General features: G+C 68.4%; 22 protein-coding genes. All 22 read right to left on the reverse strand.

Translation table 11 applies throughout. From position 1 onward, the window contains the following. Positions 1-312: 312 nt before the first annotated feature. The 22 genes from rpsK to rplN all read right to left on the reverse strand — a co-directional run bounded on the left by rpsK (position 313) and on the right by rplN (position 14,229). Positions 313-717 (reverse strand): 30S ribosomal protein S11, encoded by a 405-nt coding sequence (gene rpsK / locus ACGF5U_RS10425; RefSeq protein WP_125496499.1) that lies wholly within the window; start codon positions 715-717, stop codon positions 313-315. 65 nt (positions 718-782) lie between these two features. Continuing rightward, positions 783-1,163 carry a 30S ribosomal protein S13 gene (gene rpsM, locus ACGF5U_RS10430; protein ID WP_149184905.1) on the reverse strand — a complete coding sequence of 127 codons (381 nt, stop codon included), beginning with the start codon at positions 1,161-1,163 and terminating at the stop codon, positions 783-785. A gap of 195 nt (positions 1,164-1,358) precedes the next feature. Continuing rightward, the gene (gene rpmJ / locus ACGF5U_RS10435; RefSeq protein WP_003956441.1) at positions 1,359-1,472 is read right to left on the reverse strand and encodes a 50S ribosomal protein L36; all 114 of its coding nucleotides are present in this window, start codon (positions 1,470-1,472) and stop codon (positions 1,359-1,361) included. Between the two features lie 58 nt (positions 1,473-1,530). Then, entirely contained in the window at positions 1,531-1,752 is a 222-nt protein-coding gene (gene infA, locus ACGF5U_RS10440; protein WP_003956442.1) for a translation initiation factor IF-1, read from the reverse strand. A 342-nt stretch (positions 1,753-2,094) separates the two neighbouring features. Continuing rightward, positions 2,095-2,931, reverse strand: a complete 837-nt coding sequence (gene map / locus ACGF5U_RS10445) for a type I methionyl aminopeptidase (protein WP_392715866.1) — start codon at positions 2,929-2,931, stop codon at positions 2,095-2,097. A gap of 356 nt (positions 2,932-3,287) precedes the next feature. Then, positions 3,288-3,947, reverse strand: coding sequence for an adenylate kinase (locus tag ACGF5U_RS10450; RefSeq protein WP_392715868.1), 660 nt, complete (start codon positions 3,945-3,947; stop codon positions 3,288-3,290). Beyond that, positions 3,947-5,263 carry a preprotein translocase subunit SecY gene (gene secY / locus ACGF5U_RS10455; protein ID WP_392715870.1) on the reverse strand — a complete coding sequence of 439 codons (1,317 nt, stop codon included), beginning with the start codon at positions 5,261-5,263 and terminating at the stop codon, positions 3,947-3,949. The genes ACGF5U_RS10450 and secY overlap by 1 nt, the downstream gene beginning before the upstream one ends. Positions 5,264-5,529: 266 nt before the next feature. Continuing rightward, the gene (locus ACGF5U_RS10460; protein ID WP_392715872.1) at positions 5,530-6,273 is read right to left on the reverse strand and encodes a class I SAM-dependent methyltransferase; all 744 of its coding nucleotides are present in this window, start codon (positions 6,271-6,273) and stop codon (positions 5,530-5,532) included. Positions 6,274-6,311: 38 nt separating this feature from the next. Then, positions 6,312-6,842, reverse strand: coding sequence for a hypothetical protein (locus ACGF5U_RS10465; protein WP_392715874.1), 531 nt, complete (start codon positions 6,840-6,842; stop codon positions 6,312-6,314). Next, the gene (locus tag ACGF5U_RS10470) at positions 6,839-7,639 is read right to left on the reverse strand and encodes an alpha/beta fold hydrolase (RefSeq protein ID WP_392715876.1); all 801 of its coding nucleotides are present in this window, start codon (positions 7,637-7,639) and stop codon (positions 6,839-6,841) included. The genes ACGF5U_RS10465 and ACGF5U_RS10470 overlap by 4 nt, the downstream gene beginning before the upstream one ends. A gap of 419 nt (positions 7,640-8,058) precedes the next feature. After that, positions 8,059-8,958: a hypothetical protein gene (locus tag ACGF5U_RS10475; RefSeq protein WP_392715878.1), complete on the reverse strand. Its 900-nt coding sequence runs from the start codon at positions 8,956-8,958 to the stop codon at positions 8,059-8,061. A gap of 99 nt (positions 8,959-9,057) precedes the next feature. Next, positions 9,058-9,252, reverse strand: coding sequence for a hypothetical protein (locus tag ACGF5U_RS10480; protein ID WP_392715880.1), 195 nt, complete (start codon positions 9,250-9,252; stop codon positions 9,058-9,060). A gap of 666 nt (positions 9,253-9,918) precedes the next feature. Next, positions 9,919-10,374 carry a 50S ribosomal protein L15 gene (gene rplO, locus ACGF5U_RS10485; protein ID WP_392715882.1) on the reverse strand — a complete coding sequence of 152 codons (456 nt, stop codon included), beginning with the start codon at positions 10,372-10,374 and terminating at the stop codon, positions 9,919-9,921. A 2-nt stretch (positions 10,375-10,376) separates the two neighbouring features. Continuing rightward, positions 10,377-10,559, reverse strand: a complete 183-nt coding sequence (gene rpmD, locus ACGF5U_RS10490; protein ID WP_392715884.1) for a 50S ribosomal protein L30 — start codon at positions 10,557-10,559, stop codon at positions 10,377-10,379. Then, positions 10,559-11,164: a 30S ribosomal protein S5 gene (gene rpsE / locus ACGF5U_RS10495; protein ID WP_030201551.1), complete on the reverse strand. Its 606-nt coding sequence runs from the start codon at positions 11,162-11,164 to the stop codon at positions 10,559-10,561. Before rpsE ends, rpmD begins: the two co-directional genes overlap by 1 nt. A 67-nt stretch (positions 11,165-11,231) precedes the next feature. Continuing rightward, positions 11,232-11,615 (reverse strand): 50S ribosomal protein L18, encoded by a 384-nt coding sequence (gene rplR / locus ACGF5U_RS10500; protein ID WP_392715886.1) that lies wholly within the window; start codon positions 11,613-11,615, stop codon positions 11,232-11,234. 3 nt (positions 11,616-11,618) lie between these two features. Then, complete coding sequence (rplF, locus tag ACGF5U_RS10505; protein ID WP_392715888.1) at positions 11,619-12,158, reverse strand: 50S ribosomal protein L6; 540 nt, start codon at positions 12,156-12,158, stop codon at positions 11,619-11,621. A 21-nt stretch (positions 12,159-12,179) separates the two neighbouring features. Then, positions 12,180-12,578, reverse strand: coding sequence for a 30S ribosomal protein S8 (gene rpsH / locus ACGF5U_RS10510; RefSeq protein WP_010473942.1), 399 nt, complete (start codon positions 12,576-12,578; stop codon positions 12,180-12,182). Between the two features lie 210 nt (positions 12,579-12,788). Continuing rightward, the gene (locus ACGF5U_RS10515; RefSeq protein WP_003956452.1) at positions 12,789-12,974 is read right to left on the reverse strand and encodes a type Z 30S ribosomal protein S14; all 186 of its coding nucleotides are present in this window, start codon (positions 12,972-12,974) and stop codon (positions 12,789-12,791) included. Between the two features lie 3 nt (positions 12,975-12,977). Then, entirely contained in the window at positions 12,978-13,535 is a 558-nt protein-coding gene (gene rplE / locus ACGF5U_RS10520; protein WP_153486744.1) for a 50S ribosomal protein L5, read from the reverse strand. Further along, positions 13,535-13,858 (reverse strand): 50S ribosomal protein L24, encoded by a 324-nt coding sequence (gene rplX, locus ACGF5U_RS10525; RefSeq protein ID WP_073753485.1) that lies wholly within the window; start codon positions 13,856-13,858, stop codon positions 13,535-13,537. Before rplX ends, rplE begins: the two co-directional genes overlap by 1 nt. A 2-nt stretch (positions 13,859-13,860) precedes the next feature. Then, positions 13,861-14,229, reverse strand: coding sequence for a 50S ribosomal protein L14 (gene rplN / locus ACGF5U_RS10530; protein ID WP_003956455.1), 369 nt, complete (start codon positions 14,227-14,229; stop codon positions 13,861-13,863). Between the last annotated feature and the right edge of the window lie 38 nt (positions 14,230-14,267).

Here is a 14,267-nt window from a genome sequence, read left to right on the forward strand (position 1 = left end):
TGTCCTTCATTCATGGACGCCCGCTATTTGACGTCCTCTAGTACTGCAAGGGTACGGGCGGCACACCCCGAAGGAGGCGTACCGCCCGGAACCTCGAAAAAGCAGCGCGGCGTCAGACGCGGCGACGCTTGGGCGGACGGCAGCCGTACTGCGACCCCCGGGGGATAACCCCCGGACCCCCAGCCGGCTCTCGCCCGCCGTGTCAGCCGGCGTCAGACGCGGCGACGCTTGGGCGGACGGCAGCCGTACTGCGACCCCCGGGGGATAACCCCCGGACCCCCAGCCGGCTCTCGCCCGCCGTGTCAGCCGGCGTCAGACGCGGCGACGCTTGGGCGGACGGCAGCCGTTGTGGGGCGTCGGGGTGACGTCCTGGATGGAGCCGACCTCAAGACCGGTGGCCTGGAGCGAACGGATCGCGGTCTCACGACCGGAACCCGGACCCTTCACGAACACGTCGACCTTGCGCATGCCGTGCTCCTGCGCGCGGCGGGCGGCCGACTCGGCGGCCATCTGCGCGGCGAACGGAGTCGACTTGCGGGAGCCCTTGAAGCCGACGTGGCCGGCGGAGGCCCAGGAGATCACGTTGCCGGACGGGTCCGTGATCGAAACGATGGTGTTGTTGAACGTGCTCTTGATGTGCGCGTGGCCGTGAGCGACGTTCTTCTTTTCCTTGCGGCGCACCTTCTTGGTCGCGCCCTGACGTCCCTTGGGGGGCATCTCTTAACTCCTACGGGAGGTGGTCGGTCCTACAGCGAAGACCGTGGACAGTCGTCCGCTGCGGACTACTTCTTGCCCGGCTTCTTCTTGCCGGCGATCGCGCGACGCGGGCCCTTGCGGGTACGGGCGTTCGTGCTGGTGCGCTGGCCGTGGACCGGCAGACCGCGGCGGTGGCGGAGACCCTGGTAGCAGCCGATCTCGACCTTGCGGCGGATGTCGGCCTGGATCTCGCGACGGAGGTCACCCTCGGTCTTGATGTTGTTGTCCACGTACTCGCGGATCTTGACCAGGTCCTCCTCGGACAGGTCACGAACGCGGGTGTTCGGGTTCACACCGGTGGTGGCGAGGGTCTCCTTCGCCAGGGTGCGGCCGATACCGAAGACGTAGGTGAGTGCGACCTCCACACGCTTGTCGCGCGGGATGTCGACACCGGAAACGCGTGCCATTCAATGGCTCCTGTGTACTCGGGGGTCTTCCGCAGTACCGATCCCGGCCGCCGACCTCTTCCGTTCGGAAGAGGTGGTACGTCCAGGTCCCCGGCCCCCGCCGGAGGTACCGCCAGCCGGTAGGGCCCGGCGGGCACTGCGTATGTACGTATTACTTGCGTCGCGCGAGAACTGCGAGGTGCAGGTCGGCGTGCGTCAGCCCTGGCGCTGCTTGTGGCGCAGGTTGTCGCAGATGACCATGACCCGGCCGTGACGGCGGATCACCTTGCACTTGTCGCAGATCTTCTTGACGCTCGGCTTGACCTTCATGGGATGTGAGGTTCTCCGGGTCAGTGCCAGCACCCTCAGAGAGGGGTGCGGACAAGATCTACTTGTAGCGGTAGACGATCCGCCCACGCGTCAGGTCGTACGGAGACAGCTCCACGACGACCCGGTCATCCGGGAGGATACGGATGTAGTGCATCCGCATCTTGCCGCTGATGTGCGCGAGGACCTTGTGACCGTTCTGGAGCTCCACCTTGAACATGGCGTTCGGCAGGGACTCGATCACGGTGCCCTCAATTTCGATGGCACCTTGCTTCTTGGCCACGCTTCGCCCTTCGAATCGGCTACCTTGATCGACTCTCGCCTCCGCATGAGGACACACGGATACACGAGAGCCGACGCATCAGTCTACGTCAGGGCACTCGAAAAGACGAATCAGCCAAGTCTGCCCACCGTGGAAGATCCCTAAGCCGCCACCCGCGTGCCGGACGGGAGGGGACGCGCAGGGTCGCCCCCGCAGGAGTCGGCGGGCACGGAACGGCGCCGATTCCCCGTACCCGAACCCGCCGGCTCCGAGGAGGTGAGCCCGGAGCAGCCCCGCCCCACCCGCCGGCCGAGGCGGCGCGGCGTGCGGGGCGGGACCGGAGCGGAACCGGGGGCCGGGGCGTCAGCCCAGCGGGTCGGGCGCGGCGGTGACGCCGAGCTCCGCGAGCTTCGCCTTGCCGCAGTCCGGGGCGGTGAGGACCAGCGGCCCCTCCTCCGTCAGCGCGACGGAGTGCTCCCAGTGCGAGGACCACGTGCCGTCCGTCGTGATGACGGTCCAGTCGTCCTCCAGCACCTCGGTGCGGGGCGTACCCAGCGACACCATCGGCTCGATGGCGAGGCAGAAGCCGGGCACCAGCTTGGGTCCCTTGCCGCGCTTGCGGGTGACGTAGTTCAGCAGGTGCGGGTCCATGTGCATCTCGGTCCCGATGCCGTGGCCGCCGTAGTCCTCGATGATCCCGTACTTGCCGCCGCCCGGCTTGGGCTGGCGGCGGATGTACGTCTCGATGGCGCGGGAGATGTCGACCAGCCGGTTGCCGTTCCTCATCGCGGCGATGCCGGCCCACATCGACTCCTCGGTGACCCGGGAGAGCTCCAGCAGCTCCGGCGCGTGGCCTGAGCCGACGAACGCGGTGTAGGCGGCGTCGCCGTGCCAGCCGTCGACGATGGCGCCCGCGTCGATGGAGATGATGTCGCCGTCCTTGAGGACGACGTCCTCGCTGGGGATGCCGTGCACCACGACGTCGTTCACCGACGTGCAGATCGTCGCGGGGAAGCCGCCGTACCCGAGGAAGTTCGACTTGGCGCCGTGGTCGGCGATGACCTTCCGCGCGGCCTCGTCCAGGTCCTTGGTGGTGGCACCCGGCACCGCCACCTCGCGCGTCGCCGCGTGGATGGCGGCGACGACCAGGCCCGCCTCGCGCATTTTCGCGATCTGCTCGGGGGTCTTGATCTGCACCATGACGGCTGACGCCTTTCTCGGACTGCGACGGGGAGTCACTACAACGATACGGCCGCCCACACCCGCCCGCGGCCCCCGGTCACCAGCTACGGGCCAGAGGCCACCAGCCACCGACCACAAGCCGCAGGCCACCCACCACAGGCCACAGGCCACAGGCCACAGGCCACAGGCCACAGGCCACCGACCACCGGCCACAAGCCACAAGCCACAAGCCACCGACCACAAGCCACCGGAGCGACCGACAGCGGACCGCCCCTCCAGGCGGCGACCGGGGCCGACCCGGCGGCGGGGGGGCAATGCTTCGGCCGCGGTGCCCTGAGGGGCACCGCGGCCGGAGAAGCGCGCGCTGGGTGGGGCTACGCGGCCTGCTCGCCGCGCAGGGCCTCCATCGCACGGTCGGTCACGTCGTTGACCTTGCCGAGCGCGGAGATGGTGACCACCAGGCCCTGGGCCTTGTAGTGGTCGATGATCGGCTCGGTCTGCGTGTGGTAGACCTCCAGCCGGGTGCGGACGGTCTCCTCGGAGTCGTCCGCGCGCTGGTAGAGCTCTCCGCCGCACACGTCGCACACGCCGTCCTGCTTCGGCGGCGAGTACGTGACGTGGAACACGTGCGAGCTGTCGTTGCGGCAGATGCGGCGGCCCGCGATCCGCTTCACGACCTCGTCCTCGGGGACCTCGAGGTCCAGGACCGCGTCGAGCTTCATGCCCTCGGTCTCGAGCATCGCGTCGAGCGCCTCGGCCTGGGCCACGTTGCGCGGGAAGCCGTCGAGGAGGAAGCCCCCGGTGGCGTCCGGCTGCTCCATGCGGTCCTTGGCCATCCCGATGGTGACCTCGTCGGGCACCAGGTTGCCGGCGTCCATGTACGCCTTGGCCTGCTTGCCCAGCTCCGTGCCCTGACTGATGTTGGCGCGGAACAGGTCACCCGTGGAGATGTGCGGAATCAACAGGTTCTTGGCAAGGAACGCGGCCTGCGTTCCCTTGCCCGCACCGGGCGGTCCGACGAGGACGATTCGCATCAGCGGAGGAACCCTTCGTAATTGCGCTGCTGGAGCTGGCTCTCGATCTGCTTCACGGTCTCCAGCCCCACACCCACGATGATCAGGATGCTCGTCCCGCCGAACGGGAAGTTGGCGTTCGCCCCGCCGAAGCCCGCCAACGCCATTGTCGGCACAAGAGCGATCAGACCCAGATACAGCGAGCCCGGCCAAGTGATCCGGTTGAGCACGTAGCTCAAGTACTCAGCAGTAGGTCGACCAGCCCGGATACCCGGGATGAAGCCACCATACTTCTTCATGTTGTCGGCGACTTCCTCGGGGTTGAAGGAGATGGCCACATAGAAGAAGGCGAAGAACACGATCAACAGGAAGTACGCGACCGTGTGGATGGGCTTCCCGTCCACCATGTGCTGCTGAATCCACGCGGACCACCCGGATTCGCCCCCGGCGAACTGAACGATCAAGATCGGGATGTAGAGCAGCGACGAGGCGAAGATGACAGGGATCACACCCGCCTGGTTCACCTTGAGCGGGATGTAGGTGGACGTGCCGCCGTACGAACGGCGGCCGATCATCCGCTTCGCGTACTGGACCGGGATGCGGCGCTGGGCCTGCTCGACGAAGACGACGAGGGCGACCATCACGAAGCCGATCAGGATGACGGTGCCGAACTCGATCCAGCCCTTGGCGAGCTTGCCGCTCTCCTTGATGGCCCACAGCGCGCCGGGGAAGCCGGCGGCGATCGAGATGAACATCAGGATCGACATGCCGTTGCCGATGCCGCGGTCGGTGATGAGCTCACCGAGCCACATGACCAGGGCCGTACCGGCGGTCATCGTGATGACCATGGTGGCCGTGGTGAAGATCGACTGGTCGGGAACGACCTGGTTGGCCACCGTGCAGCCGCTGAAGAGGCCGCCACCGCGAGCGGCGGCGACGACGCCGGTGCCCTGGAGGACGGCGAGCGCCACGGTCAGGTAACGCGTGTACTGCGTGATCTTCGCCGTGCCGGACTGCCCCTCCTTCTTCAGGGCCTCCAGACGGGGAATGACCACGGTCAGCAGCTGCAGGATGATGCTCGCCGTGATGTACGGCATGATGCCGAGTGCGAAGATCGTGATCTGCAGCAGCGCGCCGCCGCTGAACATGTTCACGAGGCCGAACAGGCTGTTGTTGTTCTGCTGGGCCTGGTCCAGACACTGCTGCACTGCCGGGTAGCTGACGCCGGGGACCGGGATGTGGGCCCCGAGCCGGTACAGCACGATGATGCCAAGCGTGAAGAGCAGCTTCTTGCGCAGGTCGGGCGTCTTGAACGCCCGGGCGAACGCGGTGAGCACGGTGCCTCCTGCGACCCCCGCGCTATGCGTCAGAGGTGACGGTCTTGAGGATCGACGAATACGTATCAGTCAGAACCGCCCGGGGGTACCGGGCGGCGGGTCCGGGGGTCAGCGGTTTCGCCGCTACTGCCAACGACCCCCAGGAGTAAAGCAACAGTGCACGCCACCTTACCGGCGACCGCCCCTCCTGGAACAACCATCCAGCCTGGGTATGCCCGAAACCCCGCCGAACGAGGGCCCCGGCACCCGGCCCGACCCCGTCCGTTTTATTCAGCTTTGCGGTAGAGCGAGATATGACGGGCGGCGCCCCGGGTGAAAGCGGAGCCTTCCCAGTCGCTCCATCGCCCCACCCGCCGGAACCCTTCCGACTCGGCCATCAGGTCGAGTTCGGCGGGCCATGCATAACGGCTGATCTCCGGATAGGTCCGTACCTTTCCGTCCGAGACGAAGGTGCGCAGCAGCACGAGCAGCTGGTTCACCGGGTCGTTGGTCATCGAGTCCACGAGCAGGGTGCCGTCCGCCAGGACGCTCGACTGGGTGTGGGCCTGTTCCAGCCGGTGGAAGAAGCTCGGCTCATAGACCTCCAGGAGCAGATGCCCGCCGTCCCGCAGGTGCGCGGCGGCGCGGCCGAGCGCGGCCCGCTGCGCCTCCTGGGAAGGCAGCATGAACAGCGTGCTGTTGGTGATCGCGCACAGGTCGAACCCGTCCCCGACGTCGACCGTCGCGATATCGGCGACATGCCTCCTCACCAGGGCTTTCTCATCCCGTACGCGCAGCTGGTCGAGCATCGAGGGGGAGATGTCGACCGCGTCGACGGCATACCCCCGCTCGGCCAGGGCGAGGGCGAGCCGCCCGCTGCCCGCGCCGAAGTCCACGATCTTGGCGGGCGGTTGGATCACCGAGGCGACCCGGGCCACCGCGCTCGGCAGGTCCGTGAACGGGTACAGCAGATCGTGGTAGCGGCCGATGCCGTCGCCGTACCTCGCGATGTCGATCCCGGTCTCCGTCATGCCGGACTCCCCTTCTTCCCCCACGGGCCGTTCTCCGCTCACAGGCTGTGCACGTCCGAGGCGAAGAACATCTCCGGCGGCACGGTCTCCTCGTAGCCGGGTGACAGGGCGATCAGGAACTGCGTCCGCTTGGCGTCGGCGTGGTGGTCGCACTGCTTCGACACGTAGTTCAGGAGGACGAGATACGGCAGGGTGAGCTGGAGCCGCTCCAGGGGCTCCTCCCGCCGTACGAAGACCTTCAGCTCCTCGACCGCGTCGAAGACGACCTTCTCGCGGCGGCGGTTGGGGTTCCACACGATGTGATGACCGCGCCGCTCCTCGACGATCACCTTCTCCCGCCAGTCGGTGAGCGTGCCGTCCGCGAGCTCGTCCCGGTACAGCAGATGGGTGTCGTGCATCCCGGGGTGCGGGCCGAAGAACCGCCAGCTCGGGATGAAGATCTGCAGCGGGTCGACCCTGCGCTGGATCGGCCCCGCCTTCTGGAGCTGGTTGAGCGCGCTGACCGCCCACCATGAGCCGAGCGCCCCGTAGACCAGCACCCGCCGCCCCGTCCTCAGCGCCTGCTTCACTGTGTTTCCCCTCCGCCGCCGGCCGAGCCCGCGGCCTGTTCCCTGACCCGTACGATCGCGTCCGCCACCGCGCGGGCGTGGACGCGGTCCATGACGAGGGACTCGTGTCCCGCGTCCGGCACGATGTCGTGCCTGCCGGCCGGGGACAGCCCGGCCAGCTCTTCCTGGAGACGGCCGTGCACGGCGTCCCCGCGTACCGTCCCGCCCGCGGTGACCACGGCCACCGGACGCCCGGACAGGGTGGTCAGGCCCCGTGCCTCGGCGTTCCAGGTGCGCAGGCACTCGGTCAGCTCGGCCGCCGCGCCGAACCACGGGCCGGGGCGGGACAGTCGGCGCCGGGTGCGTTCGGCCGCCTCGCCGGGCAGCCGCGTGATGTCGCTGGCGCCGAGCGCCTCGTACATGCCGCCGCCGAGCGCCGCGCGCGCCCCGCACAGCCGCAGGTTCTGGCGGAAGGCGGGCAGCGTGTCGCGCTGGACCCGGGAGCGTTCGAACTGGTCCGGATGGGAGGCGTCCACGAAGACGAGCCCGGCCACCGCCTCCGGGTGCCGGGCGGCGAAGGCGCGGATGAGCAGCCCGCCCACCGAGTGCCCGACCAGGACGTACGGCGGGGGCAGCCCGAGCGCGTCGAGGAGCCCGCGCAGCCTGCGGGCCTGCGCGCCGGGGCCGAGCCCGCCGGGCAGCCGGGGCGTCCAGCCGGTGCCCGCCCGGTCGTACGCGAGGTACGGCACGTCCGGGCCGAGGTGCTCGGCGACCCACAGCCACTCGGTGGCGGCCGAGATGAGCGCGTTCTCGAACACGACGACGGGGCCGCGCCCGCGACCGTCTCCGTGACCACGGCCGTCTCCGTGACCGCGCCCCTCTCCGTGACCGTCGCCCTCTCCGTGAACGGCGCCCTCTCCGTGACCGTCGCCGTCTCGGTCACCGCGCCGGTCTCCGTGACCGCGCCGGTCTCCGTGACCGCGCCCGTCTCCGTGACCGCGCCCGCTTCCGTCTCCCTGACGGTCTCCGTCGCCGCCGTGCCGGTGCGGGGCCCGCCACAGCGCGTGCAGCCGTGTGCCGTCGCCGAGGCGGACCAGCTCGCCCGGTGGGCCGGGCTCCGGCGGCCGGTGCGCGGCGACGGCGCGGGCGCCCGCCGCGGCACCCACGGCGGCGGCCGCGACCAGGGCGGTGGCCCCGAGGACGCGCCCCGGTGTCGCCGCGCCGGACGGGAGCCGGCTCATGAGTCGCCGAGCCCGAGCCTGGCGCGCAGCTGCCGACGGCTGTACTCGACCGCCGGGTACGTGCCCGTGAAGGACCACAGGAACCGGTTGAGGCCCATGTACCGGCCGTTCGCGAGGTGGAACACCGCGCCCGCCGCCACCCCGGCCCGCGCCACCGGCTTGGGCGCCACCAGCAGCAGCGGGAACAGCGTCTCGCCGGCGATGACCGTCCAGGCGAGCAGCTTCGCGAGTTCGGGGCGGTCCTTGACGTACTCGTAGAAGTTCCGGTCTCCGTACGTCCGGGTCCGCAGCACTCCGGGGATGGCGGCGCCGCTGCGCCAGGTCGGGGACGCCAGCTTCACCAGCCCGGAGGTGAGGTACGACAGCGCGCTCTGGGCCGTGACGTAGTGGGCGCAGGCCGCGCGGACCCGGCTGTCCGAGCCGGACAGCTTCTCCAGCCCGGCGACGACGAAGTTGATCAGCGCGAGCTGGTCGGAGCCGTCCATGCCGAGGCCGCCCGTACGGACGGTGGAGGCGGCGCTGGTGCCGGCGAGGAGCGCCAGCAGGGCGGCGCGCTCGGCGCGGCCCGGGTTGCCCAGCAGCAGCCGGGCGGCCGCCATGAGCCGTACCACCGGGATGGCGGCGTCGGCGGGCGGTGCGATCGCCTTGGAGACGACCTTGCCCACGGGGCGGTCGAGGAACGGGAACCTGACCCGGGCGATGGTCCACGGCAGGAGGTCGGAATTGTTCTTGCTACCGGTCCTGCTGAGCTGCTCCAGGGCGGCCAGCAGGGCGCCGACCGAGGTAATGCGTTCGATCTGCCGGATCACGGTGTCCACATCGATCTCGGCCGCGGCGACCGGCAACCGCTTTGCGGTGGTGACCTGCTGTATGAATCGCTTGCTCTTGGTTATCAAAGGGACTCCACGCACGGCTCCTGCACGACGGGCCGGTGGCCGCCGCCCGACGAGCGGGCGACGGCCACCGGTTGCTTCTCACCTGCCTGCCGCGAAGGCTCAGGCGGAGAGACGCGCGTCGATCAGCCGGTCCGCCGAGAGGCCGCTCTCGACCGAGAAGGCGGGCACGTCGGCCTCGCCGTCCGGCTGGTAGCCACCGAGACGGGTGATCGTCGGCGTCGCGGTCACGGCCGGGATGGCCGTCGCCACGAGCACGGTGGTGGGCGTCGCGAGGACCGGGCCGGCGGCCGTCATGGCGACGACGCCACGAACGTCCGAACCGACAGCGGAATTCGCCAGGGCAGTGACATCAGCACGCAGCGACATCAAATTCCCTCCCGTTTATGCGCATGCCTTTCAGGCAGGCGAAAACAGGGGCTGAATTCTCCCCGGATCCCCCGCGCAAATGGTCATGCGCAATGAAATGAAATGGTCATGGTGATCGTAGGCAGGCGCCGGGAGGGGCTGCAACCGATCAAGGGGGGTGCGCGCTGCGGGAATGGCTCGTTCTTTGCCAACCGGATATGGGCGCCCTCGGGGCGAGTGGACGCGATCGCGGTCGTAGAGCGCCTCGCCGCTTTACACCGTGGCGTCGGTCACCCTGCCAGGTCGACTGAAATCGATCACTTGTGATCGAGATTGTTCAGCACCGGTTCGAGCACCCGGCCCACCGGCCACCGCCACCCGACCGCCACGCCCGGCAACAGGCCCGTCCGACCAGCGCGCCGCCCGGCGATCAGTGCACCCGACCAGCGCGGCATCGGGCGACCGGGTCCACCCGACCGCCACGCCCGGCCACCGGGCGCGACCGACCGGCGCCCGGCCCCCGGAGGCGTCCGCGCATACGACAACGGCCTGGGTCATCCCTCCATGAGGGACGACCCAGGCCGTTGCTCAGCCGAAGCGGCCGGGGACCGGGGCTCAGACGAGCTCGGTCACCGAACCACCGGCGGCGGTGATCTTCTCCTTGGCGGAGCCGGAGACGGCGTCGACCGTCACCTGCAGCGCCACGGAGATCTCGCCGGTGCCGAGCACCTTGACGAGGCTGTTCTTGCGCACCGCGCCCTTGGCGACCAGGTCGGCCACCGTGACCTCGCCACCCTCGGGGTAGAGAGCGCCGAGCTTGTCCAGGTTCACGACCTGGTACTCGGTGCGGAACGGGTTCTTGAAGCCCTTGAGCTTCGGGAGACGCATGTGGAGGGGCATCTGGCCACCCTCGAAGCGCTCCGGAACCTGGTAGCGGGCCTTCGTGCCCTTGGTACCACGACCGGCCGTCTTACCCTTCGACGCCTCACCACGACCGACACGGGTCTTGGCGGTCTTGGCGCCCGGGGCGGGACGGAGGTTGTGGATCTTGAGCGGGTTGTTCTCCGCCATGATCAGTCGACCTCCTCGACCGTCACGAGGTGGCGGACGGTGTGCACCATGCCGCGGAACTCGGGGCGGTCCTCCTTGACGACCACGTCACCCAGGCGCTTGAGGCCCAGGCTACGCAGCGTGTCGCGGTGGTTCTGCTTGCTGCCGATGTACGACTTCTTCTGCGTGATCTTGAGGCGGGCCATTACGCACCCGCCCCGGCACGCGCACGGAGAAGAGCCGCGGGGGCGACGTCCTCGAGGGGCAGACCACGGCGAGCCGCGATCTCCTCGGGGCGCTGCAGGCCCTTGAGGGCCTCCACGGTCGCGTGCACGATGTTGATCGCGTTGTCGGAGCCCAGGGACTTCGACAGGATGTCGTGAACGCCGGCGCACTCGAGCACGGCACGCACCGGGCCACCGGCGATAACACCGGTACCGGGGGAAGCCGGCTTGAGCAGGACGACGCCCGCGGCCTTCTCACCCTGGATCGGGTGCGGGATGGTGCCCTGGATACGGGGGACCTTGAAGAAGTGCTTCTTGGCCTCCTCAACACCCTTGGCGATGGCGGCCGGCACCTCCTTGGCCTTGCCGTAACCGACACCCACGGTGCCGTCACCGTCGCCCACCACGACCAGCGCGGTGAAGCTGAAGCGACGACCACCCTTCACAACCTTGGCGACGCGGTTGATCGCGACGACGCGCTCAACGTACGCGGTCTTCTCGGCGGCAGCAGCGCCGCCGTCACGGCCCTTCCGGTCCCGCCGCTCGCCGCCACCGGCACCGCTTCCGCGGCGCTGGGGTCCAGCCATTGGAATTACCTCTCTTCGTTTTCCGCTGAGCTACGCAGTGACAAAGTCGCTGCTAGCGACGGGCGGCTTAGAACTTCAGGCCGGCTTCGCGGGCGGCGTCCGCCAGGGCGGCGATGCGCCCGGCGTACTGGTTGCCGCCGCGGTCGAACACGACAGCCTCGACGCCGGCGGCCTTGGCACGCTCGGCCACGAGCTGGCCGACCTGCTTCGCCTTCGCCGACTTGTCGCCTTCGCCGCCGCGGATGGACGCGTCCAGGGTGGACGCCGACGCGAGAGTGTGACCCGCGATGTCGTCGATGACCTGAGCGGTGATGCCGCGGTTGGACCGGGTGACGACGAGGCGCGGACGCTCCGACGTACCCGAGACCTTCTTGCGGATGCGGATGTGGCGACGCTTCAGAGCAGCGCCCTTGTAGGCCTTGCCCTTGGCAATCTTCACGCCGTATGCCATGGCTTACTTACCAGCCTTTCCGACCTTGCGGCGGATGACCTCGCCCGCGTACTTCACGCCCTTGGCCTTGTACGGGTCGGGCTTGCGCAGCTTGCGGATGTTCGCGGCGACCTCGCCGACCTTCTGCTTGTCGATGCCCTCGACCGAGAACTTGGTCGGCGACTCGACCTTGAAGGAGATGCCCTCGGGGGCCTCCACCAGGATCGGGTGGCTGTAACCGAGCTGGAACTCCAGGTTGGAGCCCTTCGCGGCGACGCGGTAACCGACACCGCTGATCTCGAGCGCCTTGGTGTACCCCTGGGTCACACCGGTGATCATGTTGGCCACCAGCGTGCGGGACAGGCCGTGCAGGGCCTTGTTCTGACGCTCGTCGTTCGGGCGGGTGACGTTCAGAACGCCGTCCTCAGCCTTGACGATCTCGATCGGCGCGGCGACGGTGTGGGTGAGGGTGCCCTTGGGGCCCTTCACCGCGACCGTGCGGCCTTCGATGGTGACGTCCACACCGGCGGGAACCGTGATGGGGAGCTTGCCGATACGCGACATTGGCTTTTCCTCCGTTCCCGACTACCAGACGTAGGCGAGGACTTCCCCACCCACGCCCTTCTTCTGCGCCTGCTGGCCGGTCAGGAGACCGTGGGACGTGGAGATGATCGCCACGCCCAGGCCGCCGAGAACCTTCGGCAGGTTGGTGGACTTCGCGTAGACCCGGAGACCGGGCTTCGAGATCCGCTTGATGCCCGCGATGGAGCGCTCACGGTTCGGGCCGAACTTCAGCTCGAGGACGAGGTTCTTGCCGACCTCGGCGTCCTCGACCTTCCAGCCGGTGATGAAGCCCTCCTGCTTGAGGATCTCCGCGATGTGAGACTTGATCTTGCTGTGCGGCATCGTCACGGTGTCGTGGTACGCCGAGTTCGCGTTCCGCAGACGCGTAAGCATGTCTGCGATCGGATCAGTCATGGTCATGAATTGGCCTTCGGCCTCTCTCGCCGGGGTTTCCTGTATGCGCCATCCCTCTCCCCGCTCAGCGGCGGGACGGGTGCGGTGCGGGGACCTACGGCGTAGTAAGTCGGTCAGGGCGGCAGGGCGCCCAACCCCACAAGCCTACGGCATGTGGAGAAGGGCCCCTGCCGACCGGATGCTTACCGAGAGCCCGGTATCAACCCAAGTGGGTTGTTACCAGGAGCTCTTGGTCACGCCCGGCAGCTCGCCACGGTGAGCCATCTCACGAAGGCACACGCGGCACAGGCCGAACTTGCGGTACACGGAGTGGGGACGACCGCAACGCTGGCAGCGCGTGTACGCGCGCACGCCGAACTTGGGCTTGCGGGCGGCCTTGGCAATGAGAGCCTTCTTCGCCACGGCTCACGCCTCCTTGAACGGGAAGCCGAGGTGACGGAGAAGGGCACGGCCCTCAGCGTCGTTGGTCGCCGTGGTCACCACGGTGATGTCCATACCCCGGACGCGGTCGATCTTGTCCTGGTCGATCTCGTGGAACATGACCTGCTCCGTGAGACCGAAGGTGTAGTTGCCACGGCCGTCGAACTGCTTCGGGGACAGGCCGCGGAAGTCGCGGATGCGCGGGAGCGCGAGCGACAGGGTGCGGTCCAGGAACTCCCACATGCGGTCGCCACGGAGCGTGACGTGGGCACCGATCGGCTGGCCCTCACGCAGCTTGAACTGCGCGATGGACTTGCGGGCCTTGGTGACGGCCGGCTTCTGACCGGTGATCGTGGTGAGGTCCTTGATGGCACCCTCGATCAGCTTGGAGTCGCGGGCGGCGTCGCCCACACCCATGTTGACCACGATCTTGACGAGGCCGGGAACCTGCATGACGTTCTCGTACGAGAACTCCTCACGCAGCTTGCCCGCGATCTCCTCGCGGTACTTCGTCTTGAGACGCGGAGTGGTGGTGGTAGCCATCAGATGTCCTCACCCGTCCGCTTGGCAACGCGGATCTTGTTGCCCTCGTCGTCGAAGCGGTAACCGACGCGGGTCACGACCTTCTTGCCGTCCTTCTCCACGACGAGCTGAACGTTGCTCACGTGGATGGGGGCCTCGGTGGTGACGATGCCGCCGGTCTGCGAACCACGAGCGGTCTGGCCGGCCTTGGTGTGCTTCTTGACCCGGTTGACACCCTCGACCAGGACGCGGTCCTCGCGCGGGAAGGCCGCGATGACCTTGCCCTGCTTGCCCTTGTCCTTACCGGTGATGACCTGGACCAGGTCGCCCTTCTTGATCTTCATGCTTACAGCACCTCCGGCGCGAGCGAGATGATCTTCATGAACTTCTTCTCGCGCAGCTCACGGCCCACCGGGCCGAAGATACGGGTGCCGCGAGGGTCGCCGTCGTTCTTCAGAATGACGGCGGCGTTCTCGTCGAAGCGGATGTACGAGCCGTCCTGGCGGCGGCGCTCCTTGACGGTGCGAACGATGACCGCCTTGACGACGTCACCCTTCTTCACGTTGCCACCGGGGATCGCGTCCTTGACGGTGGCGACGATGACGTCACCGATACCCGCGTAGCGGCGGCCCGAGCCACCGAGAACACGGATGCAAAGGATCTCCTTGGCACCAGTGTTGTCGGCGACGCGAAGCCGCGACTCCTGCTGGATCACGTCTATCTCCTGATCGTCTGCCGGTTCCCGGCGGGGGC

Source organism: Streptomyces sp. NPDC047886 (genome assembly GCF_043204435.1).
Classification (GTDB): domain Bacteria; phylum Actinomycetota; class Actinomycetes; order Streptomycetales; family Streptomycetaceae; genus Streptomyces.